The organism is Pseudanabaena minima str. Chao 2107 (assembly GCF_051131155.1).
GTDB classification, from domain to species: Bacteria; Cyanobacteriota; Cyanobacteriia; order Pseudanabaenales; family Pseudanabaenaceae; genus Pseudanabaena; species Pseudanabaena minima.
In genome coordinates, this window is record NZ_CP159508.1 from 2,530,504 (window position 1) to 2,548,533 (window position 18,030).

Below are 18,030 nucleotides of genomic sequence, written 5' to 3' on the forward strand. Positions count from 1 at the left end.
GCGATCGCCTATTTTACAAAAGAAGATTTTCAAAAGGATACTGATTGTTCCATCTATAAATATTGAAATCTCGAATATCAGTAGAGAGAATGCGCCCATGTCCTAGATGTTCTGCTAAAACAATAATAGAAGCATCCGCCATATCCATCGGCAAATCACCATACTTTTGCATCAGTTCTTCTATGCGCCTGTAGTGATTCCTATCAAGATCAAAAACATCAAAAGCCCCTGCCGCCACATTCGCCACAAACTTGCATTGTGCATAATTACCTAACCTATCAAGCAAAAGATAGCAAGCTTCTGTTATTACAGGATGCGTAGTTATTAACCTCTCATTAAGATTATTGAGGTATAAATTTGCAACATCACGATACTTATCACTTCGATTGCCCAAAGCTAACCAAAATCCAGTATCAACGATGATCATACTTTTTGTTTAGGATTGTTTTCAAAGTTTTTTTATAGTTAGTAGATAGATTTGGCTCTCCATCCGCGCAACCAATAAAGCCACTTTGCTTTAATAGAAAAGCTGGATCTTGTTTCTGATTTTGAGAATTTCGATAATTAGAAACGACACTTTCCCCATCCAGTCCTTCACCCCGATCTAGTTGAGCTAAACCATCAGCTACCTTTTGGCGAGTATCTTGCAGCCATTGCTCATAATGTTTATCTCTTTCCTCAAGCAACCGAAACGCCTCAAAAATCACCTCATCAGCAGAGCTATACTTACCACTTTTCAGCTTTTTTTGAATAAACTGCTCTTGCTCAATTTTTAAGGCAATACTCATGATTTGCATCCTAAGTCATATAATTATCAGTTATTATAGCAAAAGCTTTAAAAGCAGATGTAGTTAGATAATCGCCTGATATGGCGATCACTTCTTGCTCAATAATGATACCTACATTGCAAAAATTTAATATAATTTTGCTCAACTAAATAAACCAAACGATGCTCTTGAGTAATACGGCGTGACCAAATACCAGAACCAAGATATTTCAATGGTTCAGGCTTTCCAATTCCGTTAAAAGGGTCGCGCATTACTGCATCAACCAAATCCATTATCCTCAAAGCAACCTTACGATCAACAGAAATCCAATGGGTTAAATCTGTACGAAAATCTTGATCGAGAATAGATTCTCTATTCAATGGAGCATTACTCTTTGACAAGCCCTAACTCTTTGCGTAAATCATCAGGTGTTTGAGAATCTTCTACATTCACTCTGGCGCGACTAATGGCATTTAACAAACGTTCCGCATTTTTAGGCGATCGCAAAAGATGCATAGTTTCTAACAAACTTTGTAACTCATCAGCCGCAATCAAGGCAACATTTTCACCACTTTGACTTTTGATATAGATAATCTCGCGATCATTAACAACGCGATCAAGCAATACATTCAAACTTGGCATTGTCTGTGCATAACTGGCTTCAACAATCATGGTAACTTCCTAAAATCTTATTAAAATTATAGCGAGTTCTTTAAAATTAAGGCATAAGGCTTTAAAAGCAGATTTAGTTAAACAATTGTCTGATGTGGTGATCTCTAATCTATACTACTACTTTCAAAATTTTTAGAAAGTGCCAACGCCAAACACCTCCTCTCATCTTGTGCCAAAATGTGCTGGAGTTAGTTAACAAAAATATCCATGTCAGATCTCATCGCATCAGAAATTTTACAAAATCGTCTCAGCTATCAAGGTAGCAAATTTTCATTTCATGTCGATCGCATCAAATTACCGCATGGCGTAACAGGTGAGTATTCATATATTAAACATCCAGGGGCAGGACTGGCAGTTCCTGTGACAGACGATGGCAAATTTGTTTTAGTCAAACAATATCGGTTCGCAATTCAACGCTATTTATTAGAATTTCCTGCTGGCACTTTGGAAGTTGGTGAAGATCATGGTGTAACAATCAAGCGTGAAATTGAAGAAGAAACAGGCTATCGAGCTAACCAATGGCAATATTTAGGAGGTTTCTATATTTGCCCAGGTTATTCTGATGAGATTATTCATGCATATCTAGCTCAAGGGCTGGAGAAGCTAGAACATCCTCCTGCTCAAGATGAAGATGAAGAGATAGAAGTTGTGTTATTAAGCCGTGAAGAGATAGAAGCGTTGTTGCGATCGCAGAGCGCAGATACTAGTCTTGATGCCAAATCGATCACTGCATTTCATCTGGCTTTGCAAGCTTTATAAACAATAAAAAACGGCGCAAAGCGCCGTTTTTTATTGTTTATAAAGCCGCTTCTTTTTTGAGTTTGTCACGATCGCTTATCTTTGTATTCGGTGTCTGAAGCGCAAAGTAAAGCTTATTCAAAGCACTGAGATAGGCTCTTGCTGAGGCAACAATAATATCAGTATTTGCCGAATGTCCAGAAAGAGTACCAACATCAGGATGCTTGAGACGAATTGTAACTTCGCCGAGAGCATCAATACCTGCGGTAACAGACTGCACTGAGTACTCGATCAACTGATTTGGTACATTTACAATGCGATTAATCGCTTTGTAGATCGCATCAACAGGACCAGTTCCCACTGATGCATCAGTAATTTCTTTTCCATCGGGCATCACAATCGTGATTGTTGCAGTAGGGATCGCGCGATCGCCACAGCTTACTTGCACATGATCAAGTTTGAAGGCTTCAGGAGCATGACGAATTTCGTCGTTGACGATCGCTTCTAGATCGCGATCGCTAATCTCGCGTTTCTTATCCGCAAGTTCCTTAAAGCGAACAAAAGCTGCATTAAGTTCCTGCTCTGAAAGCTCAAAGCCAAGCTCTTTGAGTCGAGAACTCAAAGCATTACGTCCCGAAAGTTTACCAAGGACAATCAAGTTATCGGTTAAGCCGATGGACTGAGCATCCATGATTTCGTAGGTGAGACGATTTTTGAGTACGCCATCTTGATGAATACCCGACTCATGGGCAAAGGCATTAGCGCCAACGATCGCCTTATTGGGCTGTACCAACATGCCAGTGAGATTAGACACAAGGCGCGAAGTTTTGTAAATCTGCTTAGTATCAATGTTGCAAAGTGGAGCAGTGGATTCGGCAGGGCGACCGAGGAAGCTGTTGAAGTAAGCTCGACGCACATGCAACGCCATCACCAATTCTTCTAGAGCTGCATTACCTGCCCGTTCACCGATCCCATTGATTGTGCATTCCATTTGACGCGCCCCATTTTTGGCAGCTTCAAGGAAGTTAGCAACCGCCAAGCCAAGATCATTATGACCATGCACCGAAATAATGGCACGGTCAATATTTGGCACATTATCTTTAATACCCTTGATCAAGGCTCCAAACTCAGAGGGAGTTAAATAGCCCACAGTATCAGGAATATTTACCGTCGATGCTCCTGCGGCGATCGCTGCTTCTAATACTTGATAGAGAAACTCAGGATCAGAGCGTCCTGCATCTTCAGGGGAAAACTCGACATCGGCAACTTTGGATTTGGCATAGGCTACCATCTCTGGCACGATCGCCAAAACTTCAGCGCGAGTTTTGCGGAGCTTATATTCCAAGTGAATATCAGAGGTGGCAAGAAAAGTATGAATACGACCTTTGGCAGCAGGTTTGACCGCTTCGGCAGCCGCTTCAATATCAGATCGCGTTGCACGGGCTAACCCACAAATAGTAGGACCATTCTCTGTACCAACGAGCTTAGCAATTTCTTGGACAGCATGAAAATCACCTTTACTCGCAAAGGGAAACCCCGCCTCGATGATGTCTACACCAAGTCGAGCCAGTTGCTGCGCGATTAGCAATTTTTGCTCCACGTTCAGGGTTGCGCCTGGGGACTGTTCGCCATCGCGCAAGGTGGTGTCAAAAAAGATAATGCGGTCTTGAGCAACTTGGGACTCTTGAGATGTTACTGATGTAGACATAATGCGTTAATTCATGAATGTGTATTTGTAAAAACGTAACTATAGGATTTGGCTAAATTCCTTGGCGTTTAATTGGCTAGGTAGTAACGAATTATAACAAAAATTAGCTAGTCTAATTTTAGCCTGCTTTTTATCAATGATAAACCAATTTTATAGGCTGTGAATTACGCCATCAAATTCCATAATCATTTAACTTAACGTCAGTTCGCCGAAAGCGGCAAGTGGTAAGAATCGCTAAGCGATTCTTACCACTTGCTTACATTTGCACCGTGCTTCGCACGGCGCAAATGGCTATATCGAACTCACGTTAACTTAATCTTTTACAGTGGGAGATTTTTACTACTCTAAGGGTTCTGCGATTTAATTTAGTGATATATAGCCATGCCACCAAAAATCGGTTCCTTATTTTACGGGTAAGCCCTAAGCATTCAAAAAACAAAAAGAAGCGGCACAAAGTGCCGCTTCTTTTTGTTTTTTGAATGCTTATAATCTTACTTAGATACTTCAATAGTTTCAGTAGTCCTATTCCCTTCACTATCCTCAGTAATAGTTACCTGATTCCCCTCCGAATCAACAGCAGTTACTGCCGTATTACCATTCGCATCAACGCAAGCGGCGACAGCAACATCACCATTTGAAGAAGCTGCACATTCAGTCTCCGCTTGAGCTACAAGACTAAATCCACCCCAAGCTATTAAGCTAACCGAAACACTGATTACAATAGACTGAATACCCCTTAGAACATTTGTCATAATTTTTGTCGATTGTTTGATCGCCTTTAAACGTTGTCAGTAACATACCCAAATTTCTAACCTTCGATAACAGGTATATTGTCATAATTAAGAATTTCTTTGCAGTATGAAAATATCATAAAAATATAGAGTAACACCGTTTGTTTGATTTACTGGATCTAGCTAAATCAAACAAACGGCGACAACTATATAATGATAATTGCCATGTCTTCCACCTCATGGCAGAGATGGTTGAGCTATTGTGCTAGGCTATGGCATCTGTATGAGATTTGCGATGTCGCGCATGAAATCTTTACCTGAATCCTCAAACCCTTTTGGCGATCTTGTTAAGACAGATCGCGAATTGCAAGACGTTAATTCTTCTGACCATGATTTGCCAGAAATCGATCTGCGCGATCGCTTCACATGGTCAAATCTAACTATTGTATTAAGTATTCCCATAGTCGGAGGGTTAATTGGATTGGGGCTAATCTATCTAGCTAATCCCCTAGCAATTAGTTGGCTGGCTTCTTCTGACACTCCTGCTTTTTACTCTAATTCATTATGGAATCTCCCTAAAAGTATCCCCCAAATCCAAGCAGAACTGGGGCGCAGTCAACTAAAACTTGGCGAAAATTATAATCTCAAAACTGGGGAAATTATCTATACCGTTCTGGAAACAGAAACGCAAAATCTTCGTGAAATCCGCTTCTATCAAACCATTTTGGATCGGGGTGTTGAGAAATTACTATTAGTAAGTACAACCACGATCGCAGGAATTGACGAATATTTTGTGCGATCGCCAAGATTTAAATACGCCACGGAAGCGATTCCTGAACGAATGCGCCCAGATCGCAATCGACTTCCACTCAAGAAATTATCACTGTTAAACAATGCTCCTTCTCAATTTAATGGGGTTTGGTTCACCACTTTAGGTAATGTCGATGGAATTACCTATGGACAAATTTACTATTTTGCCACCGATAAGCGATCGCAGTTGATAGAACTAGAACCTTGGACAAGCCCTGCGGGAGAGCTTCCTAAATGGCGTAATGCTTTGGCAAGTAATTCGGGTTCTGTACAACTAGTAATCAATCAAACTCAAGCATTTGAACCGCTATTTTTGATTTTTCAGCCTGAAGAAGCGATCGCTAGTTCTGTGCGCCCAGTGAAATTGAGGCAGGTGACATTAAATGAAGCGAAGGGACAGCCCAAATCTTATCAGGATGCTTTAGTGATGGCTAGTGTGGGTCTGTGGTCACCCGCTTTGGGCAAATTTAATTTGATGGTTGATAACTTAAAATCTCAAGGGAAAACGCTTTCGCCATTTTTGCAAGAGCAGTATGACATGATTGCTTTACATGCTCAAATCACCTCGCAGCAAGCCGAAAATCCCAATTCTAATTTGGGAGATAAAGCATTAATTAATATTATTGATGGTAGATGGACTGATGCTCTAGCGATCGCCAATGATTCTGCTTACAAAGGTGACAAAATTGCCGAAATGTTAGCGAAATATCATCCTCACATCTGGCAGAGGGTGATGACCATGTTAACTTTTACGGGAGCCAAAGAAATTAAATTGTGGGGAGGTTTAGTAGTTTTACAGCGCAATGGTTTGCGCCGTGCGGAACATTGGCTCAGGGAGCAGAAAGTTGATTCTAAAGATTCCAATCAATTATTGCAACGTCTTGATCTGGCTCCAGTTACACTCAATCCAAAACAATTGATGGGAACAGTTACCTACATCGGCAAGGGCGAGGCGGGTTCTACATGGTTTTTACCACCACCAAAACTAGAATCGGGACAGGCTTGGTATGAAGTTAATATCAACTTAATTAAAGATGGTGACAGGTGGATTAATGAGCCATTCCCTGAACTTAGCGATCGCTCATCAATTTTATTATGGAGGATTTTGGGGCTTTCGCTGAATAGTAGTCTTGGAGTAGTGCTATATGATGCCTATGGAAAATCGCAGACAACAACTTTAACAGCCCAGTCTCTTTGGGTTAGTGATAATGGAGGGTTAAGAATTCTCGCTTCAGGTGAGGCGAACCTTGCACCTTTGCTTAATACAAGTACGATCCCTCCCCTTGTTACCAGTGGCGGTGCTTTTAATCCACCTAATGGAACTCCTGTTGAGTGGCAATCTCTCTCATCGGTAACGATTGAGCGCATCATTCGGACGATGTATCGTGAGTTGCAACGCAATGGTGAAGTTTCACTCAGTATCGAAGACTTTAGTGTGTTAGTACAGCAGCAATGGACTCTATCATCAGTTAGTTTAGATGGTGTCGGTAAGCCTGAATATCTATTACTACTTGATCGTGACAAAGTTGATTTAGGCGATCGGCATTACCCTCTAGCGATTGTCTTCTCTAGTGATGGTGTTCTTCTATTCAGTGATATGAATGGCAGCAGAATTTGGATGGACGTATTACCCAGTAGTATTGAAGGACAAATTCTCACACTTCGCAATGGACGTTACGAAGTATGGAACTTTCGTTAATTAAACTTTGCTTAGAACATAAAACCCAAAATAGAATGGCGGCGCAAAGCGCCACCATTCTATTTTGGGTTTTATGCGACCCTTGCTATAGTTTTCCAAGTCACAATAAACTTGTGTTTTACTGCGGTTACAAAATGGTGAGTGGATCGACATCGATCGCTACTCTTACAGCCTTAGAATTAACTAGCATTCGCAATTCTTCTAAACTTGGCACATTGGGTAAAACTTCAGGAGCAAATTTTAGTAAAATCTGCCAGCGATAACGATTAGCAACTTTTGCGATCGTGGCAGGAGTCGCCCCTAAAATATCCCAATCATTTTCTAATTGACGTAAATAATCTGCTAATTGATTCGCTGCTTTCTCAACGGCAGTGTCACTCTCACTACTGAGATGAATTAATACCATCTGCCCCATCGGTGGATAACGTAGAGATTCACGCATTTCTAACTCAGTCTGCATAAATGCTTCCAGTTGATAGGATTGTACCGCTTGGATGGCAGGATGTTCTGGGGTGTAGGTCTGCATGATTACCTTGCCATCTTCATCGCCCCGCCCCGCCCGACCTGCTACCTGTAGCAAAGTTTGTGCCGCTCTCTCCCCTGCTCGATAGTCTGAAAAGTTTAATAATCCATCCGCAGAAACTACACCTACTAAAGTTACTTGCGGGATATCTAAACCCTTGGTTAACATCTGTGTCCCCACTAATAAATCTGCTTCTCCTGAACGGAACTGATCGATTAATAAGCGATGTTGATCCTTGTTGCGGGTGGTATCACTATCAAAACGAATCAAGCGGATATTTGGGAATAGCTTTGCAAGTTCCTGTTCCACTTTTTGTGTACCACTACCAAAATGCTTGAAATAGGGCGAGCCACATTCGGGACAAGATTTGGGTTGAATTAAGGTGTAGTTGCAATAATGGCATCGTAAATGCGCGGATTTTGGCTGATGAGCGGTTGGCGAGATGGGATCGTGGTAGGAGAGTGAAACATCGCAGTGAGGACATTCGGCAACATAGCCACAGGAGCGACAGGAGACAAAGGTACTGTAACCACGTCGATGAATAAAGAGAATCCCTTGCTGCTTGGCTTCAAGCATTTCGGCGATCGCGCCTTGCAACTTCCGACTCAAAATCGAATAATTAGCCGCTTTAAATTCATCACGCATATCGACAACTTCAATCGGTGGCATGTCTTTATTGCCGATACGATAGGGAAGTTCTAGATAGATAGATTTACCTGCTTGGTGAGCATAGATTACTTCTGCTGATGGGGTTGCTGAACCAAGCACCAGAGGAATATGCTCTAACTGCGATCGCCATTCAGCGATCGTGCGGGCGTGGTAACAGGGTTGGGGTTGATCTTGCTTAAAACTATTGTCATGCTCCTCGTCCATCACAATTAAACCCAAATTAGAAAGCGGTGCAAATACTGCCGATCGCGTACCAATCACAATTTGCGCTTCACCAGTGAGCATCAGTCTCCATGTATCAAAGCGCTCGCCCTCTGATAACTGACTGTGATAAACATTCACCTTCGCATCCCCAAATCTCGCTCGAAAGCGATCAGTCAGTTGTGGAGTCAATCCAATTTCAGGAACCAGAACTAGGGCTGATTTGCCTGCTGCAAGTACGGCAGCGATCGCTTGCAGATATATTTCTGTTTTGCCAGAGCCTGTAACTCCATGCAAGAGAAAATGAGGAGCGGTTTGGGTGGCGATCGCCTGCAAAATTTGCTGTAAAGCGGCATCTTGATCGGGTGTGAGATCTTTGGGGCGATCGCGTTTGACTGTATGACTTTTTCCGCCTAACCGTAGAGATTCTTGTTTAGATATGGCTATATATCCTTTATTCGCGAGTGTTTGCAAAACCGAAACTGATGTCTTGGCAAGCTTAATCAACTGTATTTTTAAGCATTCCCCACCTTGATGCTGCAAAATCGTGAGAATCTCTGCTTGTCTTGTAGTGACTTCACTATCAGGTGCTTTAAGTAAAATAACTAGATCTTCATATTTAGGCTGTGGTCGATTTGGCAGTTCTAAAACTGTATCAATCCATTCTAGTTTTTGAAGTTCCTTTAAGCCTGAACTAGTATATCTACCAAGTTTTTGCTGAATATAACGACGACTAATTCCTTTAGGATTATGCTTATGCTCTTGCAAAAAATCCCAAACCATTTGTGCTGCTTTTGGCAATTTATGAGAATCTAGTTCCGCCTTCGGCGGAACTAGATTCTCATGTTTCACTTTTATTCGATAATGAGACTGATCTAGTAACTTAGGCGGCAGGGCAGTTTTTACGGTCTGCATCACAGGTGTACGATAATATTCTGCTGTACGAATTAGCATCTCCCAATAAGTCTTTGGGAAAATACCTGAACTAACTACAGCACTAACTGATTTAATTTCTGTTTCAGTATCTATAATTTGAGAAGTATCAGAAATTTGTAAAGCGATCGCTCCAACCTGCCGATTACCTAATGGAACACTGAGAATATCACCAACTTGAATATTGACATCTTCAGGAATACGATAGGTCAGCAAATCCTCAATACCAATACAATCAACGATCACGCTAACATAGCGATCGCAATTAATATTCGTCAAATCAAATAATTCCATATTATTGAGTCAGTTTTTTGCCGTCAGACTGATTACAAAGTATTAGGATATATAGCTCTGAACTGCACATATTCAATATATTTATGTAATCAACGATCACTACATAACATCTTAGCGACATGATAACCAATAAGATAAGCTGTCATTTGAGGACTAATTCGAGGTAGTGGAACAGTTGATAAATCGGCAACATATACATTGCTTGAGCCATTTAATTTCCCTGTGTCAGTCTGAGTAATTGCTCCAGAGTCAATAGCTTTACCAAATAGACACCCCCCTGATAAATGCTGTTCGGACAATAAGAAGTTTTTGCTGTATATATCAACATAATCTTTAACCTGTTTTTTCTCATAAGGAATTTTAGTAAAATAACGGAAAATCCATTTAAATATTGGGTGTGGCTGATCGCCCAGTTTATTCACAAATTCAAGATTTTCTTCAATTACTTTTTTAGCTACCTTTTCATCATTGCCATCTTGGGCAAAAAAACCTAAGGTTATATCATCGCCATTATTTATATAGGCTCCATCAGTTGAGGGCGTGAACTTAACTATTGCTGTTACAAGATTTATCTGTTCAAACTTAAATACTCCATTTATCTTTTTAACAAATTTCATTACAGTACACTTAATCTTAGAAAATAACCAAGGACGACTGATTACAAGCTTTTTAAGAAAGTTAGGTAATAGGAAGGCTAGGTACAAATGGGCAATAAAGAACCACAATTTTTCAAAGTTCCCAGCAAAAAAATCGAAACAGCACACTGTTGATTGTTCTTGCATATCAAGTTTACATATCGTTGTCGCAAACACTGGAACATAGACATCCTGAGGCAAAATATTTTTTGCGACTTCTTTGGGAAGAATATAAACACCAAGGGGGAAAAGGATATGATCGCTCACATGCTCACCAATAGCATTGTTTTGAAGTAATTCTTTATGCGCGTAAAGTAGGTTTGGAGTGGCAGATCCAGCACAAAGAATTAATTTCCCATATTGTGATAGGTATAAGGACTCTAGCTCACCTGTTTTGAGATTATTCATCACTACAGATACACAGCGTTCTTTGCTTGTAGCATCATCAGTTTCAAATTCAATTTTAGTGACCTTACATTGAGTTTTGAGATCCACACATGACCAATCAACTAACGACACACCACTATGGGTTCTCTGTCCAAATTGATCAAATTGAGTGGGGAATTGATGTAGAAGTTTAGCCTTGCCTTCTTTATAGTCTGGAATATTGCAGGTTATATTGGTGCTGTCTTCAAACTCACACTTACGAGCCATATCTAGAATATGTTTTGTAATGACAGACTGAGTTTTTGATGGATCTTCTCTAGCAAACTTCTCATTTAGTTCTTTCTTGAGATCTTCCCAATAGGCAACTGTTTTACCAATATTTGTAGTTAGCCATTCAGATGACTCATGGATCATTGTGTAGTTTATAGATCCTCCCCCACCCATTGTACAAGCTCGTCCTGATATAATTGGGACACCATCGAGAGTCGTTGCTTTATGAAGTTTGAAGATATCATCTTCCGCATAGGATTGAGTCCAATTTCTTTGGTGAGTGATATAGCTAGTGTTGAAAAAATCATCTCCTTCTTCTACAACTGCAATCCTTTGTCCAGTTTTTTGCTGAATATAGTGACTTAGGAACCCACAGGCTCCATTACCAGAACCAATCACAATCACGTCATAAACTTTCTTCCTATTTTCGATCATCTTCTAATCCTCAATCTTTAATACATCAAAAATATCAAGCTTTCAATTTATACAGCTCCTAGATTTTTGAGCATGTTCTCTTGTGTGGGAGTTAGCCCCTTAGAACCTATCAACTTCATACCTTCATAGAGACGTGGAACACGCAGTGTTAAGGTACAGATCTCTTGTTCAATATCCCATATTTTGACAGTTTCATCTTCACTAGCACTCACGATAAATTGACTATCAGGGCTAAAATGCACTTGCCAAATCCAGTTTTCATGCCCTTGTAAAGTTTTACAACAAACTCCAGTTTCTATGTGCCATAGCTTGATTGTGCGATCGCATCCGCAACTAGCTAACCATTGACCATTGGGGCTAAAGGCAAGCGATAGAATCCATCCAGTATGTCCAATTAGTTGACAAATTTGTTTGCCTGCATCATCCCAAACTATAATTAAATTATCCATTCCTCCTGTAGCGATTTTGCCATGGTTCGGCTGCACCGCAACAGCCCAAACGCGATTAGTATGTCCAACTATTGTCTGTAGACATTTTCCTAGTCTAATGTCCCAAATTTTTACTGTTCTATCATCACTAGTACTGATAAGCAGTGATCGGAGCGGGTAAAAAGCGATCGCGGCAATCCGATCTGTATGACCTTGTAAAGTATGCAATAGTTTACCAGTCTCAGTATTCCAAAGTTGAATCGTTTGATCGGAGCTACTACTTGCAATTATCTTTTGATCGTTACAATAAGCTAAAGCACTTACGCGATCACTATGACCTTTGAGTAAGTGTATGCACTGTAAAGTGTCCAAATGCCAAATTCGGACTGTCCCATCTTGTCCGCCAGTAGCAAAAAGAGAGTGTTGGGAATGAAAAACAGTGGCTCTAACACCTTGATGATTGTGAAAGAGATTGGCAAAACATTTGCCTGTTTGAATATTCCAAAGCCTTACAAATCCATCGCGATGTCCAGACGCGATTGACGTTCCGTCGGACGAAAATATGGCTGTAAAAATAGGATTTGCATAGCCTGCTATTGTTCTTGTACATCTGCCGCTACTAACATCCCACAATTTTACAGTTTGGTCATCACTAGCACTAGCAATTGTCTGACTATCAGGACTAATAGTGATCGCACGAATGCGCTGTTCATGCTCCACAAAAGTGCGAATACATCTCTCGTTATCATAATCCCATATCTTGATTGTCCTATCATCACTACAACTAGCTATCCAATTACCATCAGGACTAAAAAGAGCACTCCATATATAACCTCCATGACCATGCAAAATGCTAAGACATTTACCATCTTGTAAACTCCATAGACGAATAGTGCCATCAAAACTAGCACTTAATACTAAGCTTCCATCTGGGCTAAATGCTGTGGGAAGGACACTCCCTTTATGTCCTTGTAAAATATGCAAGCATTCTCTCTTCTCCAAATCCCAAATCCGAATTGTACAATCATGACTACCACTAACTAACAAAGGTCTATGCGGATGGAAACAAGTAACCATTACTGAATCTTTATGACCTTGAAGTGTAAATAAGTGAGAGCCATCTTCTAGGTTCCTAATTTGAATTTCCGTCTCTCTAACTGTGGCGAGAAATTTTCCGTTCGGGCAAAAGCACATAAAAAGCAAATTGTCGCCAATGGTATACCGACAGTTAACACTCTGCCAATCCCAAAGTTTTACAGTTCCATCATCTGAGCTGCTAGCCAGTAAATTTCCGTCAGGACTAAATGCTAACGCCCTCACCCAGTCTTTATGCCCGTATAATTTACCAATTTGCTGTCCGTTAACTATGTGCCAAAGGTAGATTTCTCCATTTATATTTCCTGTTGCTAAAACGGAGCCGTTTGGGTGATAAACAACTGAAATAACTAAACTAGATACTTGTGCGAAGGATACCTCCTCAAAAGTTGAAAAGGTGAAGCTAGCATTTCGCAAATTGGCAGTTAGCAAATACGCCTGTCGAATGTGTAAGTAAGAAAAGTCATAGCCATCTAAATTAAAATTGAAATGAACAAGCAAGTTTATTAAATTACCTGCCAAGTAACTACGTTGAATAGGTGCTGCTTTACGTTGATTCCTAAGTAATGTCTGGATTCGGGTTTCAATGACAGATTTACTGCCTAATTCAAGCAGCAGTCTATCTGCGATCGCTTCAAGAATAGATCGTATTTGTGCTTGACGAATATAGTCTTTGCTTTGGGCTTTGAGGATTGCATAATGTTCCAGAAAATCTGGTTGTAAACTAATTAACTCACGTACTACCTTCTGTACAAACTTATCAGTGACAAATTCCATCATCACTGGTTGTAATGACCAAAGTCCACTATTTCCCTCAATCAAGCTTCTTCTTTTTAAGGATTGCACTGCTGTAAGTAATTCCTTTTTGATAAACTCAGAAACAATGTTGGATTCTAATTGCGCGATCGCCACTGGTTCGCGCTCAATCGCCAACCAATACATCAAGCATTCTTCGGGTACAGACAATCGGGAAAACTGTTTTTCTAATAGGTCTTGAATTCTTTCGATCTGGAATCCGCTTTTTTGGGCTAAAGCTAAAAAACTAGAAATATCCCCAGCAAAAAACTCTTGCGTCTCTGAAGCTAATATTTTTAGGGCAAACGGACTACCACTACAATAGTTAAAAAGCTCTTGCCACTCTGCATCACTACTGCTAAAACATTTGCTATCCGTCAAGATTGGCAAACCTTCAGATGGGTTTAGTCCACTTAGAGAAAGCGATCTCACCCATGTACTTTCCCCTATACCAGTAATTTCTTTAGGAGCCTCTCGACTAGTTAGCACTAAGCAACTTTGATGATCCACCTCACTAAATCTTGAGAGCAAGTGTCCGTAGATTTCATAGCCATCTCGATATTGACCAGCACGAGTCCCACTCTGAAATACTGATTCAAAATTATCTAAGATCAATAAACATTTCGATTGGCGTACATACTCTAAAAGTTTGGCAACTTGCTGCTCTGGTATATCGGATAATCTTGCTTCAACTTGATTAGAGAGAATACTTACAATTTCGGTCAGTATTTCTGAAAGGGGAGGAGCATCACGTAGCGATCGCCAAATCACATATGCAAATTCAGATTGAATTTGTTTTGCTAGCAGTATTGAAAGGGTTGTCTTACCCATACCACCCATACCAAGCACACAAACTACTCTACACTGCTCCTGAATTACCCACTGCTTTAGGTCTATCAATTCAGCTTCTCGACCGTAAAAAATTGAACCGTCAGGCGCTTCTCCCCAATCTTGATGGCTAAATGAAGTTGATGCAATAGTTTCGGATACCAAAGTTTGCAAAGGAGTTTCAAAGTCTTTTACAGCTATTTCTTCCGAATCCAACGATAGCTTTTCACAAATCTCGTGAAAGTATGCTAGATCAACTGATTTGCCTGTCAGAAAATTGACAATTGTAGAACGACTCATATCAAGTTCTTCAGCTAGTGCTTGCTGGCTCAGAAAGCCATTGCGTCTAATTGCTAGCTTAACAATCTCTAAAAAATCTTGCCGAACTTTGCGTGATCGTGGCATGACAATTTTTTTGTAAGTTAGCCAATTTTATATCAAACCTCTCAAAAAGTCAGCCTAACTCAGTCAATCTCGGGCGTGATCTCAGTCAACAGCAATATTTAATTGAATCACTTGATTGTAAAGCATCGAAAAAAGACAAATGAGGTGGCAAGAGACAAAAAAACATTCCATATCACTAAATCAACATCATTAAGGAGTTCGATCATGAATCTTAGTCTTATCCAGCAATCATTTGCGGCATTTCATTTATCTCAATCTAGCCTTTGTTCCAATCAGTTCAAGCTAAGTGCTATTGCCGCAGGAAGCATCATCCCTCTTTCTATAATACTAGGACTCTCGCAAGAAGCAAAAGCTTTTAATGTTGAAGCCTGTGCAAAGAATCCTATAACAACTCGACCTCAAGTCATCAATTTGCTTCAACCAATTGATCAAAAGCTGCTTAACTGTGTGCCCGAACTCAGCTCAGTTGCTTCCAAATGGCAATCGCAAGCCAATAAGATCAAATCTGCTATGGGTAAACTGAAGATTGGCAACAATGGCTCTAGTCGCATTGAAAAACTTGAATACAGTTTGGTTGGTAACTACGTTTCGCTTGGGGTTTCAGTCAAAGCTTCTCATACTTGGAAAGTCCCAGCAGTGAGAACAAAAGTTCCAGTTGACAAATGGCGGTGGATTGAAAAAGAGGTGTGCACTCCTCGCAATCCGTTTAATGGGAAAAGGAAGTGTTGGACTGTAAAAGAAAAATTTCCTTATGTTGAAATGGAGATAAGAACAATTACTCCAGAAACATCTGCCAGTGCTTCAGCCACCTGTACATATAACTACACGTTCAACATTTCTACTGGAGAGTCAAAACCAGTGTTTAGTTGTGGTCGTGGTGCTCTTGGTGAATACAAAATTGATGCTAGTGCAGTTACTGCAATTTTGAGAGGTGAGATGCCAACCATGGGCAGTTTACTAAACAGTATAAGTATTACACCTCCGCTATTTAGCGATAACACTCGGGATGAATATCAGAATGTTAGAAATGACATGATTTCTAGACATCAGGGAGCAATCGTCTACTTTTCCTCAGAATCTTTTGTTAACTGGGCATCAGCAGAAAACCAAGGCGCAAACGTAATTGCATCTGTATTAACTGGAGGATCATACGGCGCTGAACTTGTTCGGCAAATTGAGCAAAGGCTGCGAACTGAACTGACTTACATGGGGACTTTTGCAGCGCAATCTTCAGTTCAGCTAGGTAGTGAGCAGATTGTAGCAATGATGACTGGAAAAGGAACTATGAGGCTTCAAGGCTTTGACATTTCTGTAAAGGTAGTGAACACTCCGAAAGTTATTCAGAAGTGTATGGTTCAGCCTCGTCGTGAATGCACCCCCGAAATCAGGTCTCCAAGACTAGGTTTTGCGATCATTGCCTCTCCTCGCAAGTGATGCTTCTGAATGTGATCAGCCATTCATAAAGTTTAAAGAGATAGTAGAGAACAAAATGCTTTCTCTTCAAATTGATCGTCACATTTACATAAAAGAGTTTCTTACACAAAAATGTTGAATCCAAAGCAACTTTGGAACTATAAAAGCCGTTCTCCTCCTTTTGAGATGAGCTTTATTTTACAACTAACAACATTAACCAATATAAATTCGGAGAATTTATCATGCAACCAAGTATAGAATGTCTAGCATTGATCAAGAAATGGGAAGGACTACATCGCTTACGCGCCGATGGACTGATTGAAGCTTACCCCGATCCTATTGGCATTTGGACGATTGGATATGGTTCGATCTTTCATTTAGATGAAAGTAGATCTGTCCGCCAAGGTGATGTGATTACAGAATCAACAGCCCTACGATGGCTACAAGCAGAGGTAGAGGAAAAAGCAGGGCGTGTCGAACAGCTTTGCAAAGTTACTCTCAAGCAATGTATGTTCGATGCTCTTGTTTCCTTTGCTTACAATGTTGGGACAGAAGAAGGTGGCTTTAAAACATCCACGCTACTTCGCAAACTAAATCGAGGAGACTATGAGGGAGCCGCTCAAGAATTTGATCGCTGGATCAATGCCAATGGAAGACCGTTTCAAGGGTTGGTCAATCGTCGCAACGATGAAGAAGCCCTATTTCGGCGTGATGGATTTCCTGTCGCTATTACTGGAACAGCACCAACAGAAAATCTTGATGTCGAAGAATCTCCTTATCAACCCGCACCATTGCCTTTCCCAATCTCGCGAACTTTGCGTGAAGGCGATATAGGAGATGACTGCTATATTCTCAATTGTGCCTTAGCAGGACTTGGTTTTCTCGCAATGGCAAGTCAACCAAACAAATTCACCACAGTCACCAAAGATGTTGTGGCTTTATTCCAAAAACAGACAGGCTTGCTTAGCAATGGTGTCCTAGATAATGACACCAAAAAAGCGCTAGAATCTGCCCTAAAAAAAGCACGCGAGAAAAGACTTTCAGAACCAATGCGCGATCGCGTATCTTGCCGCCTAACGCGCACAGGAAAACCAGCTTATGCTGGATTGGAATGGTGTCAGCTTGATTTTATCGATCCTATTGGCAAATCTCTTGCCTCGTTACAAGTTGTCTCTGGATTATCGGGCGTACAAAACTTTGAGCTGCCAGAGACAAGAGTTGCAGGCAGTGGCAAACCCCTTCCTCAAGGTCGATACCTGATTGGTGATATTGATTGGGCTGCTGGTAAAGACAACTACGATGCTTCTCATGACAATCAAGGTATAGGACCAGTTTGGGTTCCCCTGACTAAGCAGTTTATCGATGATGGTAATGCCTTTGGCTTCCATGCTGATTGGAATTGGATTCAAAGTAGGACTTCTCCAGGTAGTGAAGGTTGCATATGCCCAAGTAAACTTGATGATTTGAAGGAACTTGTACGCCTGCTTCGCCTTTACGATCCTCGCGAGTTAAATGTATATTGGGGCTTGTAAATCTCACCCCACAATGATTAACTGACATTTAGCTGACACCAAAAGTAGAGGAATCGCAAAGC

General features: G+C 40.7%; 13 protein-coding genes. 4 read left to right on the forward strand and 9 right to left on the reverse strand.

What is annotated here, in order from left to right:
• Positions 1-13: 13 nt before the first annotated feature.
• The 4 genes from ABM313_RS11520 to ABM313_RS11535 all read right to left on the reverse strand — a co-directional run bounded on the left by ABM313_RS11520 (position 14) and on the right by ABM313_RS11535 (position 1,439).
• Positions 14-427, reverse strand: a complete 414-nt coding sequence (locus tag ABM313_RS11520; protein WP_434688112.1) for a type II toxin-antitoxin system VapC family toxin — start codon at positions 425-427, stop codon at positions 14-16.
• Positions 414-788: a ribbon-helix-helix domain-containing protein gene (locus tag ABM313_RS11525; RefSeq protein WP_434688114.1), complete on the reverse strand. Its 375-nt coding sequence runs from the start codon at positions 786-788 to the stop codon at positions 414-416. Before ABM313_RS11525 ends, ABM313_RS11520 begins: the two co-directional genes overlap by 14 nt.
• A gap of 98 nt (positions 789-886) precedes the next feature.
• Positions 887-1,147 carry a Txe/YoeB family addiction module toxin gene (locus ABM313_RS11530; RefSeq protein WP_434688116.1) on the reverse strand — a complete coding sequence of 87 codons (261 nt, stop codon included), beginning with the start codon at positions 1,145-1,147 and terminating at the stop codon, positions 887-889.
• 7 nt (positions 1,148-1,154) lie between these two features.
• A complete protein-coding gene (locus ABM313_RS11535) occupies positions 1,155-1,439 on the reverse strand; it encodes a type II toxin-antitoxin system Phd/YefM family antitoxin (protein ID WP_434688119.1) in 285 nt (94 codons plus the stop codon).
• A 207-nt stretch (positions 1,440-1,646) separates the two neighbouring features.
• On the opposite strand from ABM313_RS11535, the gene ABM313_RS11540 reads away from it, so the two are divergent.
• Entirely contained in the window at positions 1,647-2,198 is a 552-nt protein-coding gene (locus tag ABM313_RS11540) for an NUDIX hydrolase (protein ID WP_434688121.1), read from the forward strand.
• A gap of 37 nt (positions 2,199-2,235) precedes the next feature.
• On the opposite strand, the gene ABM313_RS11545 is transcribed toward ABM313_RS11540, so the two are convergent.
• Together ABM313_RS11545 and ABM313_RS11550 are read right to left on the reverse strand one after the other, a co-directional pair.
• Entirely contained in the window at positions 2,236-3,885 is a 1,650-nt protein-coding gene (locus tag ABM313_RS11545; RefSeq protein ID WP_434688123.1) for a 2-isopropylmalate synthase, read from the reverse strand.
• A gap of 491 nt (positions 3,886-4,376) precedes the next feature.
• Positions 4,377-4,637 (reverse strand): hypothetical protein, encoded by a 261-nt coding sequence (locus tag ABM313_RS11550; RefSeq protein WP_434688125.1) that lies wholly within the window; start codon positions 4,635-4,637, stop codon positions 4,377-4,379.
• A gap of 283 nt (positions 4,638-4,920) precedes the next feature.
• On the opposite strand from ABM313_RS11550, the gene ABM313_RS11555 reads away from it, so the two are divergent.
• Positions 4,921-7,125, forward strand: a complete 2,205-nt coding sequence (locus ABM313_RS11555; RefSeq protein WP_434688128.1) for a hypothetical protein — start codon at positions 4,921-4,923, stop codon at positions 7,123-7,125.
• Between the two features lie 127 nt (positions 7,126-7,252).
• On the opposite strand, the gene priA is transcribed toward ABM313_RS11555, so the two are convergent.
• The 3 genes from priA to ABM313_RS11570 form a co-directional block, all read right to left on the reverse strand.
• A complete protein-coding gene (gene priA, locus ABM313_RS11560; RefSeq protein ID WP_434688131.1) occupies positions 7,253-9,745 on the reverse strand; it encodes a primosomal protein N' in 2,493 nt (830 codons plus the stop codon).
• 89 nt (positions 9,746-9,834) lie between these two features.
• Positions 9,835-11,472 (reverse strand): GMC oxidoreductase, encoded by a 1,638-nt coding sequence (locus ABM313_RS11565; protein ID WP_434688133.1) that lies wholly within the window; start codon positions 11,470-11,472, stop codon positions 9,835-9,837.
• Positions 11,473-11,519: 47 nt separating this feature from the next.
• Entirely contained in the window at positions 11,520-15,023 is a 3,504-nt protein-coding gene (locus tag ABM313_RS11570; protein ID WP_434688135.1) for a beta-propeller domain-containing protein, read from the reverse strand.
• A gap of 102 nt (positions 15,024-15,125) precedes the next feature.
• Here ABM313_RS11570 and ABM313_RS11575 point away from each other — a divergent pair, with 102 nt between their 5' ends.
• Positions 15,126-16,457, forward strand: a complete 1,332-nt coding sequence (locus ABM313_RS11575) for a hypothetical protein (RefSeq protein WP_434688138.1) — start codon at positions 15,126-15,128, stop codon at positions 16,455-16,457.
• A 221-nt stretch (positions 16,458-16,678) separates the two neighbouring features.
• Entirely contained in the window at positions 16,679-17,968 is a 1,290-nt protein-coding gene (locus tag ABM313_RS11580; RefSeq protein WP_434688140.1) for a glycoside hydrolase family protein, read from the forward strand.
• Positions 17,969-18,030 lie beyond the last annotated feature (62 nt).